Source organism: Stutzerimonas stutzeri KOS6, assembly GCF_000307775.2.
Lineage (GTDB): Bacteria > Pseudomonadota > Gammaproteobacteria > Pseudomonadales > Pseudomonadaceae > Stutzerimonas > Stutzerimonas stutzeri_B.
In genome coordinates this window covers 65,705-81,836 of sequence record NZ_KK020678.1, presented here as the reverse complement: position 1 = coordinate 81,836, position 16,132 = coordinate 65,705, and the positions used below count along the sequence as shown (strand labels likewise).

The 16,132-nt window shown below is 63.2% G+C and carries 15 protein-coding genes, 1 tRNA gene and 1 pseudogene; 6 read left to right on the top strand and 11 right to left on the bottom strand.

Annotation, left to right across the window (positions count from 1 at the left end):
- Nucleotides 1-149 precede the first annotated feature (149 nt).
- The 7 genes from B597_RS44345 to B597_RS44315 all read right to left on the bottom strand — a co-directional run bounded on the left by B597_RS44345 (nucleotide 150) and on the right by B597_RS44315 (nucleotide 7,167).
- Complete coding sequence (locus tag B597_RS44345) at nucleotides 150-1,493, bottom strand: HAMP domain-containing sensor histidine kinase (RefSeq protein WP_003295679.1); 1,344 nt, start codon at nucleotides 1,491-1,493, stop codon at nucleotides 150-152.
- Nucleotides 1,490-2,200: a response regulator transcription factor gene (locus tag B597_RS44340; RefSeq protein WP_024162506.1), complete on the bottom strand. Its 711-nt coding sequence runs from the start codon at nucleotides 2,198-2,200 to the stop codon at nucleotides 1,490-1,492. Before B597_RS44340 ends, B597_RS44345 begins: the two co-directional genes overlap by 4 nt.
- A 362-nt stretch (nucleotides 2,201-2,562) precedes the next feature.
- Nucleotides 2,563-2,638: transfer RNA gene (locus tag B597_RS44335), tRNA-Thr, on the bottom strand.
- A gap of 83 nt (nucleotides 2,639-2,721) precedes the next feature.
- Nucleotides 2,722-3,474, bottom strand: a complete 753-nt coding sequence (locus B597_RS44330) for a DUF3618 domain-containing protein (RefSeq protein WP_003295680.1) — start codon at nucleotides 3,472-3,474, stop codon at nucleotides 2,722-2,724.
- Complete coding sequence (locus B597_RS44325) at nucleotides 3,471-3,896, bottom strand: phage holin family protein (protein ID WP_003295682.1); 426 nt, start codon at nucleotides 3,894-3,896, stop codon at nucleotides 3,471-3,473. Before B597_RS44325 ends, B597_RS44330 begins: the two co-directional genes overlap by 4 nt.
- Nucleotides 3,893-4,624, bottom strand: coding sequence for a hypothetical protein (locus B597_RS44320; protein ID WP_024162505.1), 732 nt, complete (start codon nucleotides 4,622-4,624; stop codon nucleotides 3,893-3,895). Before B597_RS44320 ends, B597_RS44325 begins: the two co-directional genes overlap by 4 nt.
- A gap of 446 nt (nucleotides 4,625-5,070) precedes the next feature.
- Entirely contained in the window at nucleotides 5,071-7,167 is a 2,097-nt protein-coding gene (locus B597_RS44315; RefSeq protein ID WP_003295685.1) for a glycoside hydrolase family 5 protein, read from the bottom strand.
- 535 nt (nucleotides 7,168-7,702) lie between these two features.
- Between B597_RS44315 and B597_RS44310 the strand changes: the two genes are divergently transcribed.
- Together B597_RS44310 and B597_RS44305 are read left to right on the top strand one after the other, a co-directional pair.
- Nucleotides 7,703-7,918 carry a hypervirulence associated TUDOR domain-containing protein gene (locus B597_RS44310; protein ID WP_003295687.1) on the top strand — a complete coding sequence of 72 codons (216 nt, stop codon included), beginning with the start codon at nucleotides 7,703-7,705 and terminating at the stop codon, nucleotides 7,916-7,918.
- A pseudogene (locus B597_RS44305) lies at nucleotides 7,915-8,496 on the top strand (DUF488 family protein). Before B597_RS44310 ends, B597_RS44305 begins: the two are co-directional and overlap by 4 nt.
- A 34-nt stretch (nucleotides 8,497-8,530) precedes the next feature.
- Here B597_RS44305 and B597_RS44300 read toward each other — a convergent pair.
- The 3 genes from B597_RS44300 to B597_RS44290 all read right to left on the bottom strand — a co-directional run bounded on the left by B597_RS44300 (nucleotide 8,531) and on the right by B597_RS44290 (nucleotide 13,042).
- Entirely contained in the window at nucleotides 8,531-9,367 is an 837-nt protein-coding gene (locus B597_RS44300; RefSeq protein ID WP_003295691.1) for a CvfB family protein, read from the bottom strand.
- 41 nt (nucleotides 9,368-9,408) lie between these two features.
- Entirely contained in the window at nucleotides 9,409-11,739 is a 2,331-nt protein-coding gene (locus tag B597_RS44295) for a glucose/quinate/shikimate family membrane-bound PQQ-dependent dehydrogenase (protein WP_024162504.1), read from the bottom strand.
- Between the two features lie 154 nt (nucleotides 11,740-11,893).
- Nucleotides 11,894-13,042 (bottom strand): PQQ-dependent sugar dehydrogenase, encoded by a 1,149-nt coding sequence (locus B597_RS44290; RefSeq protein ID WP_003295692.1) that lies wholly within the window; start codon nucleotides 13,040-13,042, stop codon nucleotides 11,894-11,896.
- Nucleotides 13,043-13,222: 180 nt separating this feature from the next.
- Between B597_RS44290 and B597_RS44285 the strand changes: the two genes are divergently transcribed.
- The 4 genes from B597_RS44285 to B597_RS44270 all read left to right on the top strand — a co-directional run bounded on the left by B597_RS44285 (nucleotide 13,223) and on the right by B597_RS44270 (nucleotide 15,743).
- Entirely contained in the window at nucleotides 13,223-13,402 is a 180-nt protein-coding gene (locus B597_RS44285) for a hypothetical protein (RefSeq protein WP_003295693.1), read from the top strand.
- A gap of 77 nt (nucleotides 13,403-13,479) precedes the next feature.
- On the top strand, nucleotides 13,480-14,205 hold the full coding sequence (locus B597_RS44280; RefSeq protein ID WP_003295694.1) for an RNA pseudouridine synthase: 726 nt from the start codon (nucleotides 13,480-13,482) through the stop codon (nucleotides 14,203-14,205).
- Between the two features lie 136 nt (nucleotides 14,206-14,341).
- Nucleotides 14,342-15,112, top strand: coding sequence for a type 2 periplasmic-binding domain-containing protein (locus B597_RS44275; RefSeq protein ID WP_003295696.1), 771 nt, complete (start codon nucleotides 14,342-14,344; stop codon nucleotides 15,110-15,112).
- Nucleotides 15,113-15,191: 79 nt separating this feature from the next.
- Nucleotides 15,192-15,743, top strand: coding sequence for a hypothetical protein (locus B597_RS44270; RefSeq protein ID WP_003295697.1), 552 nt, complete (start codon nucleotides 15,192-15,194; stop codon nucleotides 15,741-15,743).
- 52 nt (nucleotides 15,744-15,795) lie between these two features.
- Here B597_RS44270 and B597_RS44265 read toward each other — a convergent pair whose 3' ends face one another.
- A complete protein-coding gene (locus B597_RS44265) occupies nucleotides 15,796-15,984 on the bottom strand; it encodes a hypothetical protein (protein ID WP_003295699.1) in 189 nt (62 codons plus the stop codon).
- Between the last annotated feature and the right edge of the window lie 148 nt (nucleotides 15,985-16,132).

The window sequence follows — 16,132 nt, the reverse complement described above, 5'->3', positions numbered from 1 at the left end:
CGCAGAGCGCGTGGCACGATTCGCCAACTCTGGGCAGCTGCTTGGCCCAGACACGCGCTTGGACGGCCATGCCCTCGACAGCCATTGCGGCAGCCGCGGGTCGGCGTACCGGCAGGAATGCTGCTCCGTTCGACTCGATCAGCTGCGAACTATGCGGCTGGCAAGGTCAAGTGCAGGCGTAGCCCCGGGTCGAGGTTTTCCGCCCACAGCTCGCCGCCCTGCAGCTGGACCATGCGCCGGGCAATGGCCAGCCCGAGGCCGAAGCCGTCGCCACCCGGACGCGCGGCGTTCAGCCGGGTGAACGGGCGAAAGATCAGCTCGAGTTGGTCATCGGGCACCCCAGGGCCGCTGTCTTCGATCCACAGGTGCCACTTGTCGCCATCGAGACGTCCGCCCAGGCACACGCAGCCCGCAACCGGCGAATGCCGGATAGCGTTGCGCAGGAGGTTCTCCATGGCCTGGGCGAAGCCATTGAGATGAGCACTAACCCGACAGCCTTCCGGCAGTTGGCATGGCAGCCGCGCAGGGTGCCAGCCCGACTCGAAACAGGCGTTGTCGCGCAGCACGTCCCATAGTGCCGCCACATCGACCTCCTCGCGCGGTAGCGAGGGACGTTCGGTATCCAGCCAGACTAACTCGAGAATTCCGCCGATCAACTGCTCCATGCCTTGCGCTTCCCGCGTCACCCGCTGGCTCAAGGGGCCAGTTGTGGGTTCTCGCTCGGCCGCGGCGCGTAGGCGACTGAGCGGCGCACGCAATTCGTGGGACAGATCGCGTAACAGCTGACGCTGAAAGCTCACGGCGCTCTGCAGGCGTTCGGCCATATGATCGAGCGCCCGCGCCAGCTCGCCCAGCTCGTCGCGTCGCGCCATCAGCTCGGCACAACGCATGCCGAGCTGGTCGGCCCTGAGGGCGTTGGCCTGAGCCTGCAGACGCACCAATGGATGAATCAACTGCCGGTAGATCAATACGCAGAGCAGCAGTGCCAGCAGTCCCGGTACGACGATATTGATCACCACCTGCAGCAGGAATCGCGACGTGCTGGGCATCAGTCGCTCGGGCAGTTGCATAATCAACTGCCCGGCATCCGGCGCCTCCGGGAACGGAACGCTCAGGTACGGCGTGTCGCCGCTTCGGCGGCTGACGCGCCAGTCGATGCCGCGCACCATTTTCAGTCGTGCGTAGTCGTCCGGCTGGAGCGTTTGGCTACTCAGTGATTGCAGATCCGGACCGACCACCGCGGCCCAGCGGCCCTCGCGCTGCCGGAAGTGCTCCAGCCAACGCTGCACACCTGGGCGCCCCCCGCTGCGCCAGGCACGCTCGGCTTCACCCGCGTAGTCCGTCAGCTGCACCCGCGAATCGTCCGCCAGGTAGCTACTGCGCTCGTATACGTATTGCGTCCAGGACTGGCTCAGCCAGATCATCGACAGGCAGAAGCCGATCTGCAGCAGCGCCAGTCGCCAGAACAGCGAGTGCCGCGAGGGCAGGCTCATCGCTCGCCTCGGGTCACCATATAACCCGCGCCCCATACCGTCTCCAGCTGGACCGTACTGCAGCCAAGCGCCTTCAACTTGCGCCGCACGTGGCTGACATGCATGTCCAGACTGCGGTCGTGGCTCGAATAGCCGCGATGCAGCGCCTGCTGGTAGAGAAACGCCTTGCTCAGCGTGCTGCCGGCATGTTGCCAGAGTACGACGAGCACACGGTACTCGCTGGGCGTCAGCCCGGCCCAGCGACCGTCCCGGCCGACATCCCGCCGCACCTCGTCGAAGCACAGCGGGCCATTGTCCAGCGACGACAGCTCACCGGAGCGCTCAAAGGCGACCCGCCGCAAGACCGCCTCGATACGCACGCTCAGTTCCCGCAGGCTGAAGGGTTTGGGCAGGTAATCATCCGCCCCCTGGCTGAAGCCGGTGATGCGATCCTGCTCGTTGCCAAGGGCGGACATCAGGATGACCGGCACCCCACGGCAGCGGCGCAATTGCTGGAGGATCTCCAGTCCGCTGGTGCCAGGCAACATGATGTCCATGAGGATCAGATCGAAGTCTTCCGCTTGCGCGCGGCGCAAGCCGTCCTCGCCATCTTCGCAATGGCTCACGGAATAGCCTGTAGCCTGCAGATGGTCGATCAGATGACTTGCAAAGACCGGATCGTCTTCGACGGCCAGCAGACGCGTGCCGGGGGCGGTGGTATCAGGCATGGTCAACGAAACCGCATTTAATGCGAGTGATTATTATCCAGCCTGGCCCCTAATACCAGTCGCAATCCTTTTCTCGAGCATCCACTTCGCCATACCACCGCTCTACGAACTATTTCGACCGTCTTCGGTACGATCGCCCTATCTGCAACGGATCCACCGCACTCCTTTCGACGTTGTCGACGACGATGAGCGTGAGTGGTCCAGGCAAATACGGATGCAGTAGTTAGCGACGACCAGGCGAAAACCGACAGCCTCCAGCGCTGCGCCGGCCAAGCGATCCGCTAGTGGACGAGAAAGGGAAAATTTCGCGGACACCGCCCCAAAAACAAAAGGGCTAGCCGAAGCTAACCCTTTGATTTCATTGGTGCCGGAGACAGGAGTCGAACCTGCGACCTTCGCATTACGAATGCGCTGCTCTACCTACTGAGCTACACCGGCGCCAGGCCGCGGATTATCGGAGGTTCTGCAGGCGGACTCAAGCCCGATCGCGTTATCCGCGATCAGGTTTCGTGCGACAGGGCCTAATGCGGTCGCGAGACAGGCTGTTCGTGATCGCGCTTGAGGTCCTGCTTGGCCTGGCCGGCGAGGTGCTCGCCTTCGGCAGTGGCCATCTCGTAGCCCTCCTTCGCCTTCTGGCTGAGCTTGTCGGTCAGTTCGTCGCTGGTCGCCCCCATCAGTTCATCCTCACGCCGGGTCGGCGGCACCGTTGCAGCCAGCAGCGCACCGAGGGCAATACCCATGGCACCGAGCGCCAGCGGCTGCTCGTTGAGCAACTGCGAGAAGCCGCCGCGAGCGCGGTCCGCCGTATGCCGCAAGCTGTCGGCGGCGTGCCGGCCGGTGTCGCTTACCCGATCACGGGCATTGCCCAGCGTGCTGGAAGTGTCTTGGCGCACCTGCGCGGCCTTATCTCTGATGCCGGTGCCTTGCTGCTTGAGGCCCGAAGCCTTGGCAGCCAGCTTGTCCGTCATCGACGGGCCGGCCGAGGCACTATAGTCCGGACGCCGATTCTGGCCGGCCATCAGCCAGACCAGGCCGATCGAGGTCAATAATGTCGGCACCGGATTGGCTTTCACCGTGTCGGTCAGGTTGTGCAGGAATTCGCCGCCGCCGCCCTTGGCATAGCCCAAGGCGGTGTCGATCATCTGGCCCGGAGACAGCTTGCTTTCCAGCGCGTGAACGATATTGCCGATTTCAGCGCGTTGCTGGTCGATTTCGCGTTCCAGCGTATCCGGGTCCTTGCGTGCTTCGACGTCCACCTGATTATTCGTACTCATGCGTGCCCCCTGACGACTTCTTTGTCCTTTTGCAGCGAATGGATGGTACGGTCGGGCTTGAAGGAAGAAGCTTCGAACTTCTTCTTGCCAGCCGACACCATGATCAGACCGATGACCATGACAACCACGCCGACGATCAATGCCGCGAGCCAGGGCTCCATCAACGTGGCAAGGAAGTAGACGGCAGACATCAAGAGGATGATGAAGCCAGCCAGCAGTACCGCGCCGCCGGTCGCCACGCTGGCTATGCCCGCTTTGGTGGCTCGGATGGATTCGCTCAACTCGGCCTTGGCCAGGGCCAGTTCCTTGGTGAACAGTGACGGCACTTCCCGGGTCAGCTGGCGCAACAGGCCGCCGACGGAGTTGTCCTGCTCGGAATGGAGTGGTTCGTAAGGCGAATTGAGGTCGGTTTTTTCGTTCATCGATTGAGCCCTCCATTTGTGCCTTTGCCATTGCTGCCAACGCCGCCGGTGCTGCCACTCGAGGTCATGCCTGCGTTGCTGACGCTGCCGACGCTTGCATCCGGAACGCCGCTGGAAATGCGCGAATCCAGTTCAGCCTGACTGGGCAAGGTTTCGGCGGTCACGTCGGCCGGAACGCCCAGCGGCGAGGTGGGATGGGGGCGAGCGGCCTCCGAATGGCCGTAGTCGGTGGTATGTTCGCGGGCTTTGGTCTCGCTGCGATGGCTCGATGCCCGGGCAAAGCGGGTAAGCCCGAAGCCCAGTGCAACGCTGCCGGCGATGAACAGCGCCGGATTGTTACGCGCCAGACGGCTGACTTCACCGACCAGCTCATCGACGCTCTTGCTGCGCATGTTGTCGGCGAAGTCGACCATGCCCTGCGCCATGTCCGATACGTAGTGCGACAACCCGGCACGATCCTGGCTCTCCAGTTCGGCCGCTGCCGCCTTGGCGCTCTGGGCGACCTTTTCCAGCTCATCGGCAGCGCTGCCTCGATAGCTGTCGAGTTGAGCTTTGCCCTGGTTCTTGATCTGCTCACCGGCCTCTTTGGCCTTGCTCTTCATCTCTTCGCTTATCTGGGCAGCGCCATCGGTTTGCATGGAGGGTTGGCCTGGCGAGCCGCCTGTCTGCGTGGAACTGGTCCTGGCTTGACCGCCGTAACCTGTGATCTCGTCATCGGGTGTCGTCATGTTGTCCACCTTAAATTGGGTCATAGGATTTGGCCGGATGACCACGGTCCGTGAAGCACGGCGATGCGGGGTTGCCGCGGCCGTGCAAGTTTCGGTGCGCACATAAATGGTGACCGGACCCAAAATTCTGAGTTCCATCACACTGGCCGGACGGTTCAAGGCTTTGACGCCGGATTACCGAGAATGCCGCGCTGCGGCCGCGCGGCAAGTTCGCGCCGCCGGCTGCTGGCCTAGTGCCTGGGCAAGGCATGCAGCAGGCATGAGCGCTGGGCTTCAGGACGGTGGCTGTCAGTAAGCAGAACGCAGGTGAAACGATTCTGGTGACTGCTCGGTCAGGCGAGACGCAGACGGAGCGACGACGACGGGCCGACGAAGTGCAGCACGAGTGAGGCGGGCCGAACGCAGAAACGGGCCCGAAGGCCCGTTCTGTTTACCTGGTTCGCTGGTTACAGCGGACCGACACTGGTGCAGCTGTTTGCAGCTTTGGCGTGCTTCTGCAGAACCGGCAGCTGCGGACGGTACTTGCCACTGCTCACGTCCAGCGACATGGCGTACTCACCCCACCAGGGACCGGCAGCCCAGTAAGTGCTCGGGATGCAGTTCTGACGCAGGTAGGCCAGCAGGTTATCGGTCGCGACGATGGCCGAGGGCGAGAAATCCGGTACGCCATGCTCACCGATGTAGCCGCGCAGTTTGTGCTTCTTGAGCCAGTCGACGAAAGGCTTGACGCGATTGACACCAATCATCGGGTCGAACTTCTCGGCCTTGTCGAAGTAGTTGCCCGAAAAATCCTTGTCCACGTACATGTGCGCTTCGTAAACCAGGTTGTTCTTCGGATCACGCATCCACGGGTTGGCGACGAGCTGCGTGTTGTAGTGCGGCCAGTGGAAGGCGCTCGACCAGCGATCGCCCGCTACGTAGATCCAGCGCTGGGCGTCTACGGTGCGGATTGCCTGAGCGGCGGCCAGGGCAGCTTGCGGCCAGAGCCCGTTAGTGGAGTGCGGCTCGTTCATCAGGCCGTAGCCCTCGACGGCAGGATGGTCGACCACCTGCTGCACGATCTGCCTCCACACTGCGGCGAAGGAACTGATGGGCACGTCTTTGGAGCCGATCAGCTTGCCGTAGTAACGGTAGTAGTTGTGCAGGTCGAGAATCACCTTGACGTTGTGCTTGTGCGCGAAGTCCAGCGACTGCTTCAGACGCGCGAACTCTTCAGTATTCAGCGGGGAATTCAGCTTGGGCTGAATGCGTTCCCAGAGGAACGGCAGGCGAACCAGCGGCATGCCCAGGTCGGCGTACTTCTTGTAGTACGACTCCGCCGGGTAGGTGTAGTTGGTGCCGTGCTTGCCCGGAACCACCGACGGACCGAAGCCGGCGCCGGACAGGTTGACGCCGACCAGCCGCGGTTTGCCATTGGTGGTGTCGGGTGCAGAGGGCGCCGGAGCAGGCGTCGGCGTGACGGTGGCCGGTGGCTCGGTCAGCGCCGGTGCCGAGGGCGTGCTGCCGGTGGACTGGCTAACCACGGAAACGGTTTTCGGATAGCCCAGACTGGTGCCATTGATGGCAGCGCCATCCAGGAACACGCTCATGTTGCTGCCGACCTGCTGAGCGCGAAGAATCTTGCGCACCTGCCCGTCGCCCAGCTTTACCGAAGCGCCGGCCTTGAAAGCGGCGATGTTGGCGCTGGTAGCCTGGATGGAAAAGCCCGGCGCCGCGCGGAACACACCATTTAGCCAATGGGTATTGGTGAAGTTGTTCAGATTGCTGGTTGCCACAAGCGCGGTAGTCGGGGCGCTAGTAGCCGGAGAACTGGTTGTCGGTGTACTTGCCGAGGCGGTGGCCAACGACAACTTGTTCGGCGCGCCGACCACGCTGCCATTTACCGCGGCGCCTTCCAGATAAACGCTCATGTTGGCGCCGACGACATGGACCTGGGTCACTTTGCGCATCTGGCCATCAGCAAGCTTGACCGAAGCGCCAACTTTGAACGCCGCTTTGTTGCCGTCGTTGGCCGGAATCGAGAAGCCAGGCGACTTGCGCCATACACCGTTGAGCCAATCGGAATTGGTAAAGGCGTTGATGCTGGTGGCGTGAGCGGTAGCGGTTACGGGAGCAGTCGGGGCCGAGGGCGTCGCCGGGGCCGTAGCAGCAGTGCCGACGGTGCTGACCGTCCGCGGCGCACCAACTCTGTTGCCGTCCAGCTTGGCGCCATTGAGGAAGATGCTCATGTTGCTGCCGACAACCTGCGCGCGACTGATCGTGCGTACCTGGCCGTCAGCCAGCTTCACCGAGGCGCCAGCCTTGAACGCAGCCCGGTTGGCCGATGTGGCCGGAATCGAGAAGCCGGCACCGGTACGCCAGATACCGTTCAGCCAATCCGAGTTGGTGAAGGCATTAATCTTTGCGGACAGGGAAGCGGCTGCCACGCTGGTGGATGCTGCAGCCTGAGGCGTCGTTACTACGGTTACACCGCCCATGAGGGCAGCCATGGCGATGGAGGCGACGAGTGCCTTGCGGGCACCGGAAAACAGGTTGGTGGACATTGAGTCTCTCCGGAACTTACTACTTCAAAGGCGGAGCCAGTGAAAAGTGACGGGAGGTCGATAAGTCGTGGGCGATGCTTTGAAAGGAAGCCGCGTTTTCACAACAAACGAACCGTTCAACAAGAAAATTTCCCGCCGTCCACCCCTTGAACAAACCGGTCAATCGTCTTGCATGGCGGCTTTATAATAGTTCCCAAAAAATAAATAAAATCTTTCTGTCAGTAATTGATCGCCAAAAAAACGCCACATAATCAGCTCTAATATTGAAGTGCCAGCACATATACCCGGCAAGATATCAAACTGATATTGCGTCAAACAGCTTTAGTTGGTGTTCTTGGCGCTTTATTGGCGACGGTTTTTTGAACCACACAAGTGCCGTCAGGTATTAATGCCTATGTTTTTGCCCCGACGAACGGCATATGAATAGTCGCTGTCTGCTGGAGGAATTAATACTTTTCCCGATAGCGGCCGAGCCGACCTTATCCAGCGAAGGACGGTCGAAAAAACGAATCCATAGGCAGAAAAGGAGGCCCTCATGAGCCAGCGCTTCAAGGTGGGCGACCAGGTCAGCTGGAATTCAGAGGTCGGGCGGGTTTCGGGGCATATCGTCCGCGTGCATAGCCGGGACACTGTCTTCATGGGCCGCACGCGCCGTGCGAGCCCCGAGGCGCCTCAGTACGAAATCAAGAGCGACAAGACCGGCCACCTGGCATTGCACAAGGGGTCGGCGCTCGAGAAACAGTGCTCATGACGCGGCCTTCGACGGTGTGGAGCATCGGCCATTCGACGCGCTCGCTGGAGCAGTTCATCGCGCTGCTGCTGCATCACCGCATCGAAGCCATCGCCGACATCCGCCGCTTTCCGGGATCACGCCGACTGCCGCAGTTTGGCCAGGCGGCCCTGCGTGAAGGCCTGGTTGCGCATGGGATGCGCTATTGCTGGCTGGAAGAACTGGGTGGCAGGCGTCGACCGCACAAGGAGTCGCCCAACCGGGCCTGGCGCAACGAGTCGTTTCGCGGCTACGCCGACCACCTGCAAAGCGCCGAATTCGACCGTGGCCTGCAGCACCTGCTGGAATTTGCAGCGCAACAGCGTACGGCAATGATGTGCGCCGAGGTGCTCTGGTGGCGCTGCCATCGCTCGCTGGTTTCCGACGTGCTGAAGCTTCGCGACATCGAGGTGCTGCACATCTAGGACGACAGGCCAGCGATCGCACACCCTTTCACCGCGCCTGCCCGCCTGGTCGACGGGCAGCTCAGCTACAGCGACGCGCGCGGCCAGCCACTCAGACAGGAGCCCCGCAGCGCCCAGATCGACCTGGGCCTGTAGCGGAGGATAGCGCCCGCGATCACTGCCACTGTGCTCAGGCGCGTTCGATGCGATCGGGATGGATGACGATACGGCCCTGCTTGTACAGCCCGCCGATGGCCTTCTTGAAGTTGCCCTTGCTGACGCCGAAGCGCCGGGCGATTTCCTCGGCCGGGCTCTTGTCGCTCACCGGCAGCGTGCCCTGATTCTCTTCGAGTTGCTGCAGGATCAAGGCCTGCAACGCATCGCCCGCCTCGTTACCCAGCGGCTGCAGGCTCAGACTGATCTTGCCATCGGCGCGCAGTTCCTTGATGTAGCCGCGCTCGCGCAGGCCGCCACGGAGGAACTTGAACACCTCGTTCTTGTGGATCAGTCCCCAGTGCTGGCCGTTGATGATCGCCTTGTAACCCAGGTCGGTCGCCTCGACGATCAGCAGGTCCACCGCATCACCGGCCTTGTAGGGCGCAGGCGTCTTGTCCAGGTGACGATCGAGCCGCGCGGTAGCGGTGATGCGACGGGTGCGCTTGTCGATATAGACGTACACCACGCAATAGTCGCCAACCTGCAGTGGCCGCCGCTCCTCCGAATGCGGAAGCAGCAGGTCCTTGGGCAGACCCCAGTCGAGAAACAGCCCGACGCGGTTGATCTCGACCACCTTCAGACTGGCGAACTCACCGACCTGCACCTTCGGCTTTTCGGTGGTGGCGATCAGTTTGTCCTCGCTGTCGAGGTAGATGAAGACGTTCAGCCAGTCTTCCACCTCGGTCGGCGTATCCTTGGGAATGTAACGGTTGGGCAGCAGGATTTCGCCGTCCGGACCGCCGTCCAGATAGAGGCCGAAACCGGTGTGCTTGACGATCTGCAGGCTGTTGTAACGTCCGATTGCGGCCATGTGGGCGGTCCCGAATATAAAGGCGGCGATTCTAGCGCCAGTTAGCGTGGCAATGCATAGGCGATCACCGAATCACCGGCTTTGGTGCCCAGCGAGCCATGCCCGCCGGCAACCACCACGACCATCTGCCGCCCCGAGCGGCTCTCGTAGGTCATCGGCGTGGCCTGGCCACCGGCCGGCAGACGCGCCTTCCATAGCTCGCGGCCGGTGCTGACATCGTAGGCGCGCAGGTAGTAGTCGAGCGTGCCGCTCAAGAACGCGACCCCACCGGCGGTGAGCATCGGTCCGCCAAGGCTCGGCACACCCATCCTGAGCGGCAGCGGAATCGGCGAACGGTCGCGCACCGTGCCGTTCTTGCGCAGCCAGTGCGTCTTGCCGGTACGCAGATCGGCGCCGGCCACGTAGCCCCAAGGCGGCGCGGTGCATGGCAGGCCGATGGGCGAGACGAACGCCTTCAGCTCAACGGCGAAGGGCGAGCCGAAGTTCTCGTTGAGGAACGGCTCCTGCTCCGACACGTACGTCGTCTCGGCGTCCTCACGGGGAATCAGTTTCGAGGTGAAGGCCAGATAGGCCGGCGTGCTGAACACCATCTGCCGAACCGGGTCCACCGCTACGCCGCCCCAGTTGAAGACCCCGAAATTGCCCGGATACACCAGGGTGCCCTGGGTCGATGGCGGCGTGTAACGCCCTTCGTAGCGCAGCGAGTGGAACTGGATGTGGCACATCATCTGGTCGATCAGCGTGGCGCCCCACAGGTCCTTGCCCTCCAGTTTCGGCGGCTCGTAGGACAGCGCCGACGCCGGCTGCGTCCTGGCGACCCAGTCGCCCTCCACCGCGCCCTGCGGCGCGGGCACCTCGCGCACCGGCAGGATCGGCGCGCCCGTGCGGCGGTCGAGTACATAGATGTCGCCCTGCTTGGTCGGCGCCACCAGCGCCGGCACCGGGCCCTCCTCGGTCTGGATGTCGATCAGGCTCGGCTGCGCCGGCACGTCCATGTCCCAGAGATCATGGCGCACGGCCTGGAATACCCAGCGCAGCTGGCCGCTATCCAGATCGAGGGCGACGATCGAGGAGGAAAAACGCTCGCTGTTCTCGCTGCGCTGCCCGCCCCACTGATCCGGCATCTGATTACCCAAGGGTACGTAGATCAGCCCCAGCGCCTCGTCCGCACTGGAAATGCTCCAACTGTTCGGGCTACTCGCACTGTAGGTCTGCCCGGCGGCGATCGGTGCCGTTTCGTCGGGATTGCCCGGGTCCCAGTTCCATTTAAGCTCGCCGGTATAGACGTCGTAGGCGCGGATGACGCCGGACGGCTCGTTGGCGCGAACGTTGTCATTCACCGCCCCGCCGACGATCACCAGATCACGCGCGACCACCGGCGGCGAAGTGGAATAGTAGAAGCCTTCCTTCACGTGGGGCATGTTCGCCCACAGATCCACCGCGCCGTTATTGCCGAAGCCGGGGCAGATCGCCCCGCTCTTCGCATCCAGCGCGATCAGCCTGGCATCGGCGGTCGGCATGAACAGGCGCTGCCGACAGGCCTGGCCCGCGGTTGCCGACGGTGCTGCATGGTAGGAGAGTCCGCGGCAGGTCAGGTGCTGGCGGTTGACCGAATGTGGCACCTCGGGATCGAAGCGCCAGCGTTGCTCACCGGTTTCGGCATCCAGCGCGATGACCAGGTTGTGCGGCGTACACAGGTACAGGCTGTCATCGACCTTGAGCGGCGTGACTTCGTAGGTGGTTTCATCCGGATCGTCCGGACCGCGCAGATCACCGGTCTGGTAGTGCCAGACCGGCTCCAGCCGTTCGACGTTGTGCGGCGTGATCTGCGCCAGCGGCGAGTAGCGCCGGCCCTGCTGGGTGCGGCCGTAGGCGGGCCAGTCGCCGTCCGGCACGGCATCGTCCATGGCAGGCGCTTCGGCCAAGGGCGGTGGCAGCATGCCTTTGATGTCGTGACTGTCGTGCCCAATTGCATACACCGCCGTTGCGCCCCAGAGCACGACTGCCAACATCAGCGGCAGCGCAGCGCCGCCCCAGGCGCGAAAACCGAAGTGCTGCCAGCCCAGCCGCTGCGCGATCCAGGGCGTCAGCAGCCACAACCCGAGCGGTGCGATGATGCTGCCGCGCGGCGCCAGCTGCCACCAGTCCAGCCCCACTTCGTACAGCGCCCAACCGAGCGCCCCGAGCATCAGCAGCGCATAAACCCACAGCGACGCACGGCGGCGCATCAGCAACAGGACCCCGGTCAGCAGAAATCCGCCCGCGACGATGGCGAAATACCAGGTACCGCCAAGGCTGACGACTTTCCCTCCCCCCATGCCGAGCGCGAGCCCGACGATGATGCAGAACACTCCGCTGATGACCACAGCCACGGCCTATCTCCCTCGATCTTGTTATTCACTGCGACGGCCAGCAGGCGGCCATCATGAGAGTGGGACAGACGACGAGCGGGAATGCTCCGTGCGCAGCGGAGATTGGCGCGATATGACTTGGCAAGACGGGGCCGGCAGCCCCGCCAGCGGAGGCTTACTGAGCGTCCAGCCCAACCTGGAGCAACTTGCCGTTAGCCGCATCGGTCAGCACATAGAGGTAACCGTCAGGCCCGACGCGCACGTCGCGGATGCGCGCACCCAGGTCCTTGAGCAGACGTTCCTCACCAACCACCCGATCACCGTCGAGCTGCAGGCGTATCAACGACTGATCCACCAGGGCGCCGATGAACAGGCTGTGCTGCCAGCCGGGGAAGCGCTCGGCATCATAGAACGCCATCCCGCTGATGCCCGGCGATTTCTCCCAGACGTGGTGCGGCGGCTCGGTGCCCTCGACCGTTTCACCCTCGGCTTCGGGGATCGGCAGCATGCTGTAGTTGATTCCGTGAGTCGCCAGCGGCCAGCCGTAGTTCTTGCCGGCCTGCGGAATGTTTACCTCGTCACCGCCACGCGGACCATGTTCGTGGGTCCAGAGCACGCCGCTCCACGGATTGAGTGCGCCACCCTGCTGGTTGCGATGGCCGTAGGACCATATTTCCGGCCGCACGCCGTCCTGGCCGACGAAGGGATTGTCCTCCGGCACGCTGCCGTCCAGGCCGAGGCGCACCACCTTGCCCTGATGCTTGTCGAGGTCCTGCGAGGTCGGCCGCTGATTGTTTTCGCCGAGCGCGATAAAGAGGTGTCCATTGCCGTCGAACACCAGCCGCGAACCGAAGTGCACTCCGGTGGAGAGCTTTGGCAGCTGACGGAAGATCACCTCGAAGTTCTCCAGCCGACTGGCATCGTCGCTCAGCCGGCCGCGACCGACCGCCGTTCCGGCCTTGCCCTGCTCGCCCGCTTCGGCGTAGCTCAGATAGACCAGGCGATCCTTGTCGAAGCCCGGCGACAATCGCACGTCGAGCAAGCCTCCCTGGGAGCGGGCGAAGACCTCAGGCACGCCGGCAAGCGGCTCGGAGCGACTGCCGTCCAGGCCAACCACACGCAGGCGACCGGGCCGTTCGGTCACCAGCATGCGCTTGCCGTCCGGCAGGAAGGCCAGCGCCCAGGGATTCTCGAGGCCGCTGGCGATCTCCTTGACCGTTACCGGGCCGGCCTCGCTGGAATGGCGTTCAGTGTCGGCGACAGCCTGCAGCGAAGCGGCGATGGCGAAACCACAAAGCGTGGTGCGAATGGCATGGCGCAGCATGGTCTTCCTCTCAGGTAGTGATTCGATGTCGGGAAACTTGTTTCGCGGCTAATTGAAGACCAGACGGCTCGCCGGGTGGTTGCAAAAACGCTTCAAGAAATGACGGCCAGCAAAAACCTGAACAAAAATTAACCAAATCTGTATAATGCCCGGTTCGACTGATTAAAGGAAAAGCGATCCATGGCCACCAAAACCACCAGCGCCAAGCGCAAACCCGAACCCGCCACCGAAACCAGCCAGTCCCTCGCTGCGCAAATGGCCGCTTTCATCAAGGCCGGCGGCGAAGTCCAGACCATCCCCAACGGCGTGAGTGGCCAGACCCAGGGCCCGTCCCGCCAGATCACCATCAGCAAGAAGTGATCTGAACCGCCTTCGGCGAGCCGGCTGTACATGGCTCGCCGCGTTCTATCCCTCCCTTTCTCGTCTCCGAGCGCACCATGACCGACCCCGTACGCCTTGCCAAACGCCTCGCCGAGCAACTCGGCTGTTCCCGGCGCGAAGCCGAGCTGTATATCGAGGGTGGCTGGGTAAAGGTCGACGGAGAGCTGGTGGAAGCGCCTTTCATCAAGGTGAGACCCGAGCAACGTGTCGAGCTGCAGGCCGGAGCCACCGCGAAGGAAATCGCGCCTGTGAGCCTGTTATTGCACAAGCCGGCCGGGCTGGTGATCGGCACCGATGTCGACAGTACGCGCCGCGTACTTCAGGCCAGCGAGCACTGGAGCGACGACCCCAGCCGCAATGAAGCGCTGCAGCGCCATCTGCTCCAGCAGAACCTGTTGTTGCCACTGGACGCCGACGCCAGCGGGCTGACCGTCTTCAGCCAGCAACGCGAAGTGATCCGCCTGCTCACCAGCACGCGCGAAAAACTGGAGCAGGAGTACGTCGTCGAAGTCAGCGGCGAAGCCGAAGAGAACGGGCTGGCGCTGCTCGCCAAGGGCATCGGCCACCGTGGCAAGATCCTGCCCAAGGCCAAGGTCAGCTGGCAGAGCGAGAACCGTCTGCGCCTGGTGATCAAGGAACCCGCGCCCGGCGAAGTCCGCCTGCTCTGCGAAGCCATCGGCCTGCGTGTGCTCGCCATCAAGCGCATTCGCATTGGCAGGCTGTCAATGGCCAAACTGCCGGCGGGCCACTGGCGCTACCTCGGCGAGCATGAGCGCTTCTAGACCCTGCCACCGCCCTGGCGCCATGAGCGCTCCGGTCGGCGGGGCGCACTTGCCTTGCAAGCGCCAGGGACGCACTCTTGGGCGGTGGCTGGTCGCGGCAATTCGCCAAGACGGCCTCACCAGCCATGGGATCGCGATGCGGAAACTCCTGCTCTTGCCCTTGTCCTGGTTCGCGCTGCATGCCCTGGCGGCCGAACCAGTCGCCGTATGGAACTATCAACCTTCCCCGCCCTTCGCTTCGGAGCAAACTCAGGGGCTTTCCGAAGCGCTGGTGCAACTGCTCAACGAGCATCCGACCAATCAGGGTCGCTATGACTTCCAGCTGAGTCAGCTGCCGCGAAAGCGACTCGATGCCCGGCTTGCCGCCAACGAGCCAGGCGTGCTGCTGTGGGCTTCACCCGAATTCTTTCCGCAACGCCTGACAGCCAGAGCCAGCTGGACGCACCCGTTGCTGTGCGACATCGAGGACGTGGTTTCCCGCCGCGCTGACCGCGTCGACTATGAAGGACCAGACTCGCTGCATGGCATGCGCGTGGGCGGCATTCTCGGATACCGCTATAACAACCTGCAGGGCGATATCGACAAGGGCCTGATCCAGCGCGAGGACGTCCACAACGACCTGCAGAACCTGAACAAACTGCTGGCCAAGCGCGTCGATGTCGTACTGATAGCCCGCTCCGCCCGCCTGTTCTACAGCCTGACCGAGATACCCGACGCGCCGCTGCACGTTTCGCCCGCCCCGCTGTATGTCTTCGACCGCCATCTGCTGATGACCGGTAGCCTGCCCGCCGAGGCCAAGCAATTCATGCAGCAGCTGATTGCCGACCTGCCATACAGTGCCCGCTGGCAGACGCTGCTCAGACGCTACGGCCTGCATGAGATGAGCGCCCCCTGCCCGCACTATTGAGCGAACGTAAGCACCACTGGCGGATCGAAGCTGCCACGGCTCATACTGGCCAAAAGAAAAATGGAGAAACGAGTCAGCCATGAAAAAGGCATTGCTGTTCGGCCTGCTGTTGACCCTCGGCGGCTGCGCCAGCCAATCCTGCGATCGCTCCTGGAGCGACAGCTGTCGAGCCGAGCGCCTGCTTTACCAGAACGACCTGATGCAGGCGAAGATCCTGATCTCGGTCGGTGACGAAGACGGCTACGAGCTGGCGCAGGCCCTGCTCGGTCGCAGTGCAAAGCTGGATCGGCGCGGCGAGACGGAGTTCTATCAGGCCGTGCTGCTCATCCGCCAGGGACCGGAGCCTTCGGAGGTGCTGCAGCTACTGGAAAAGGCCAAGCAGAAAGGCCATCCACATGCGGTCGCGCTGCTCTACAAGATCTACCAGGAGCCCTATCTGCTCAGCGAGGCCGATCAGCAAAAAGCGGCGCGCTACCGGCAGGCTTACGGCCAGCTGGATGTCGCGCGTAGCGGCTATCCGTCATTCGACAAGTCGCTGCAATTGGTCGACCAGCTCGTTGCACCTCCGCCACCGGCTGCCGCCTACCAGGCCCCGTGCCCACAGCACTGCCTGGAACAGTCGCGCAGATGACCATGCGCAGGCGCAACCTGGCATCTGCGCAAGCAAGCCCGGCGGCGCCCGCTCAGGGCGCCGGGGTCTGCGAGATACGCGGTTCCTGCTCGCCGTCCGCCACCGCCCGGGCCTCCTGCTCGCTGGCATAGGGGCCGCCGACGATGGTGCCGTCCAACTCGACGACCCAGCACACCGCCCAGGTCGGGCGCCAGGCTTTGGGTACGTCTTCGCCGCTGAGATGCTTGAGTTGAGTGGGCATGGCTATTCTCCATTGCTGCTGGGATGAGTCTGCCGCCGCGCTGCTGCATGACGGGCACGTATTGGGAAGACCACGCCTGCACCGCCTTTGCTCGCTCGCCACGACGAAATCGCCTCAGCGGACGAACCGCCGCCAGCACCCCGGCTCT

What these genes read in the sequence shown, in the direction of transcription:
- B597_RS44345 (WP_003295679.1), bottom strand. Translation starts at nt 1,493, where the DNA reads ATGAGCCTGCCCTCGCGGCACTCGCTGTTCTGGCGACTGGCGCTGCTG.
- B597_RS44310 (WP_003295687.1), top strand. Translation starts at nt 7,703, where the DNA reads ATGAGCCAGCGCTTCAAGGTGGGCGACCAGGTCAGCTGGAATTCAGAG.
- B597_RS44275 (WP_003295696.1), top strand. Translation starts at nt 14,342, where the DNA reads ATGCGGAAACTCCTGCTCTTGCCCTTGTCCTGGTTCGCGCTGCATGCC.
- B597_RS44330 (WP_003295680.1), bottom strand. Translation starts at nt 3,474, where the DNA reads ATGAGTACGAATAATCAGGTGGACGTCGAAGCACGCAAGGACCCGGAT.
- B597_RS44265 (WP_003295699.1), bottom strand. Translation starts at nt 15,984, where the DNA reads ATGCCCACTCAACTCAAGCATCTCAGCGGCGAAGACGTACCCAAAGCC.
- B597_RS44325 (WP_003295682.1), bottom strand. Translation starts at nt 3,896, where the DNA reads ATGAACGAAAAAACCGACCTCAATTCGCCTTACGAACCACTCCATTCC.
- B597_RS44280 (WP_003295694.1), top strand. Translation starts at nt 13,480, where the DNA reads ATGACCGACCCCGTACGCCTTGCCAAACGCCTCGCCGAGCAACTCGGC.
- B597_RS44290 (WP_003295692.1), bottom strand. Translation starts at nt 13,042, where the DNA reads ATGCTGCGCCATGCCATTCGCACCACGCTTTGTGGTTTCGCCATCGCC.
- B597_RS44315 (WP_003295685.1), bottom strand. Translation starts at nt 7,167, where the DNA reads ATGTCCACCAACCTGTTTTCCGGTGCCCGCAAGGCACTCGTCGCCTCC.
- B597_RS44270 (WP_003295697.1), top strand. Translation starts at nt 15,192, where the DNA reads ATGAAAAAGGCATTGCTGTTCGGCCTGCTGTTGACCCTCGGCGGCTGC.
- B597_RS44320 (WP_024162505.1), bottom strand. Translation starts at nt 4,624, where the DNA reads ATGACGACACCCGATGACGAGATCACAGGTTACGGCGGTCAAGCCAGG.
- B597_RS44285 (WP_003295693.1), top strand. Translation starts at nt 13,223, where the DNA reads ATGGCCACCAAAACCACCAGCGCCAAGCGCAAACCCGAACCCGCCACC.
- B597_RS44340 (WP_024162506.1), bottom strand. Translation starts at nt 2,200, where the DNA reads ATGCCTGATACCACCGCCCCCGGCACGCGTCTGCTGGCCGTCGAAGAC.
- B597_RS44300 (WP_003295691.1), bottom strand. Translation starts at nt 9,367, where the DNA reads ATGGCCGCAATCGGACGTTACAACAGCCTGCAGATCGTCAAGCACACC.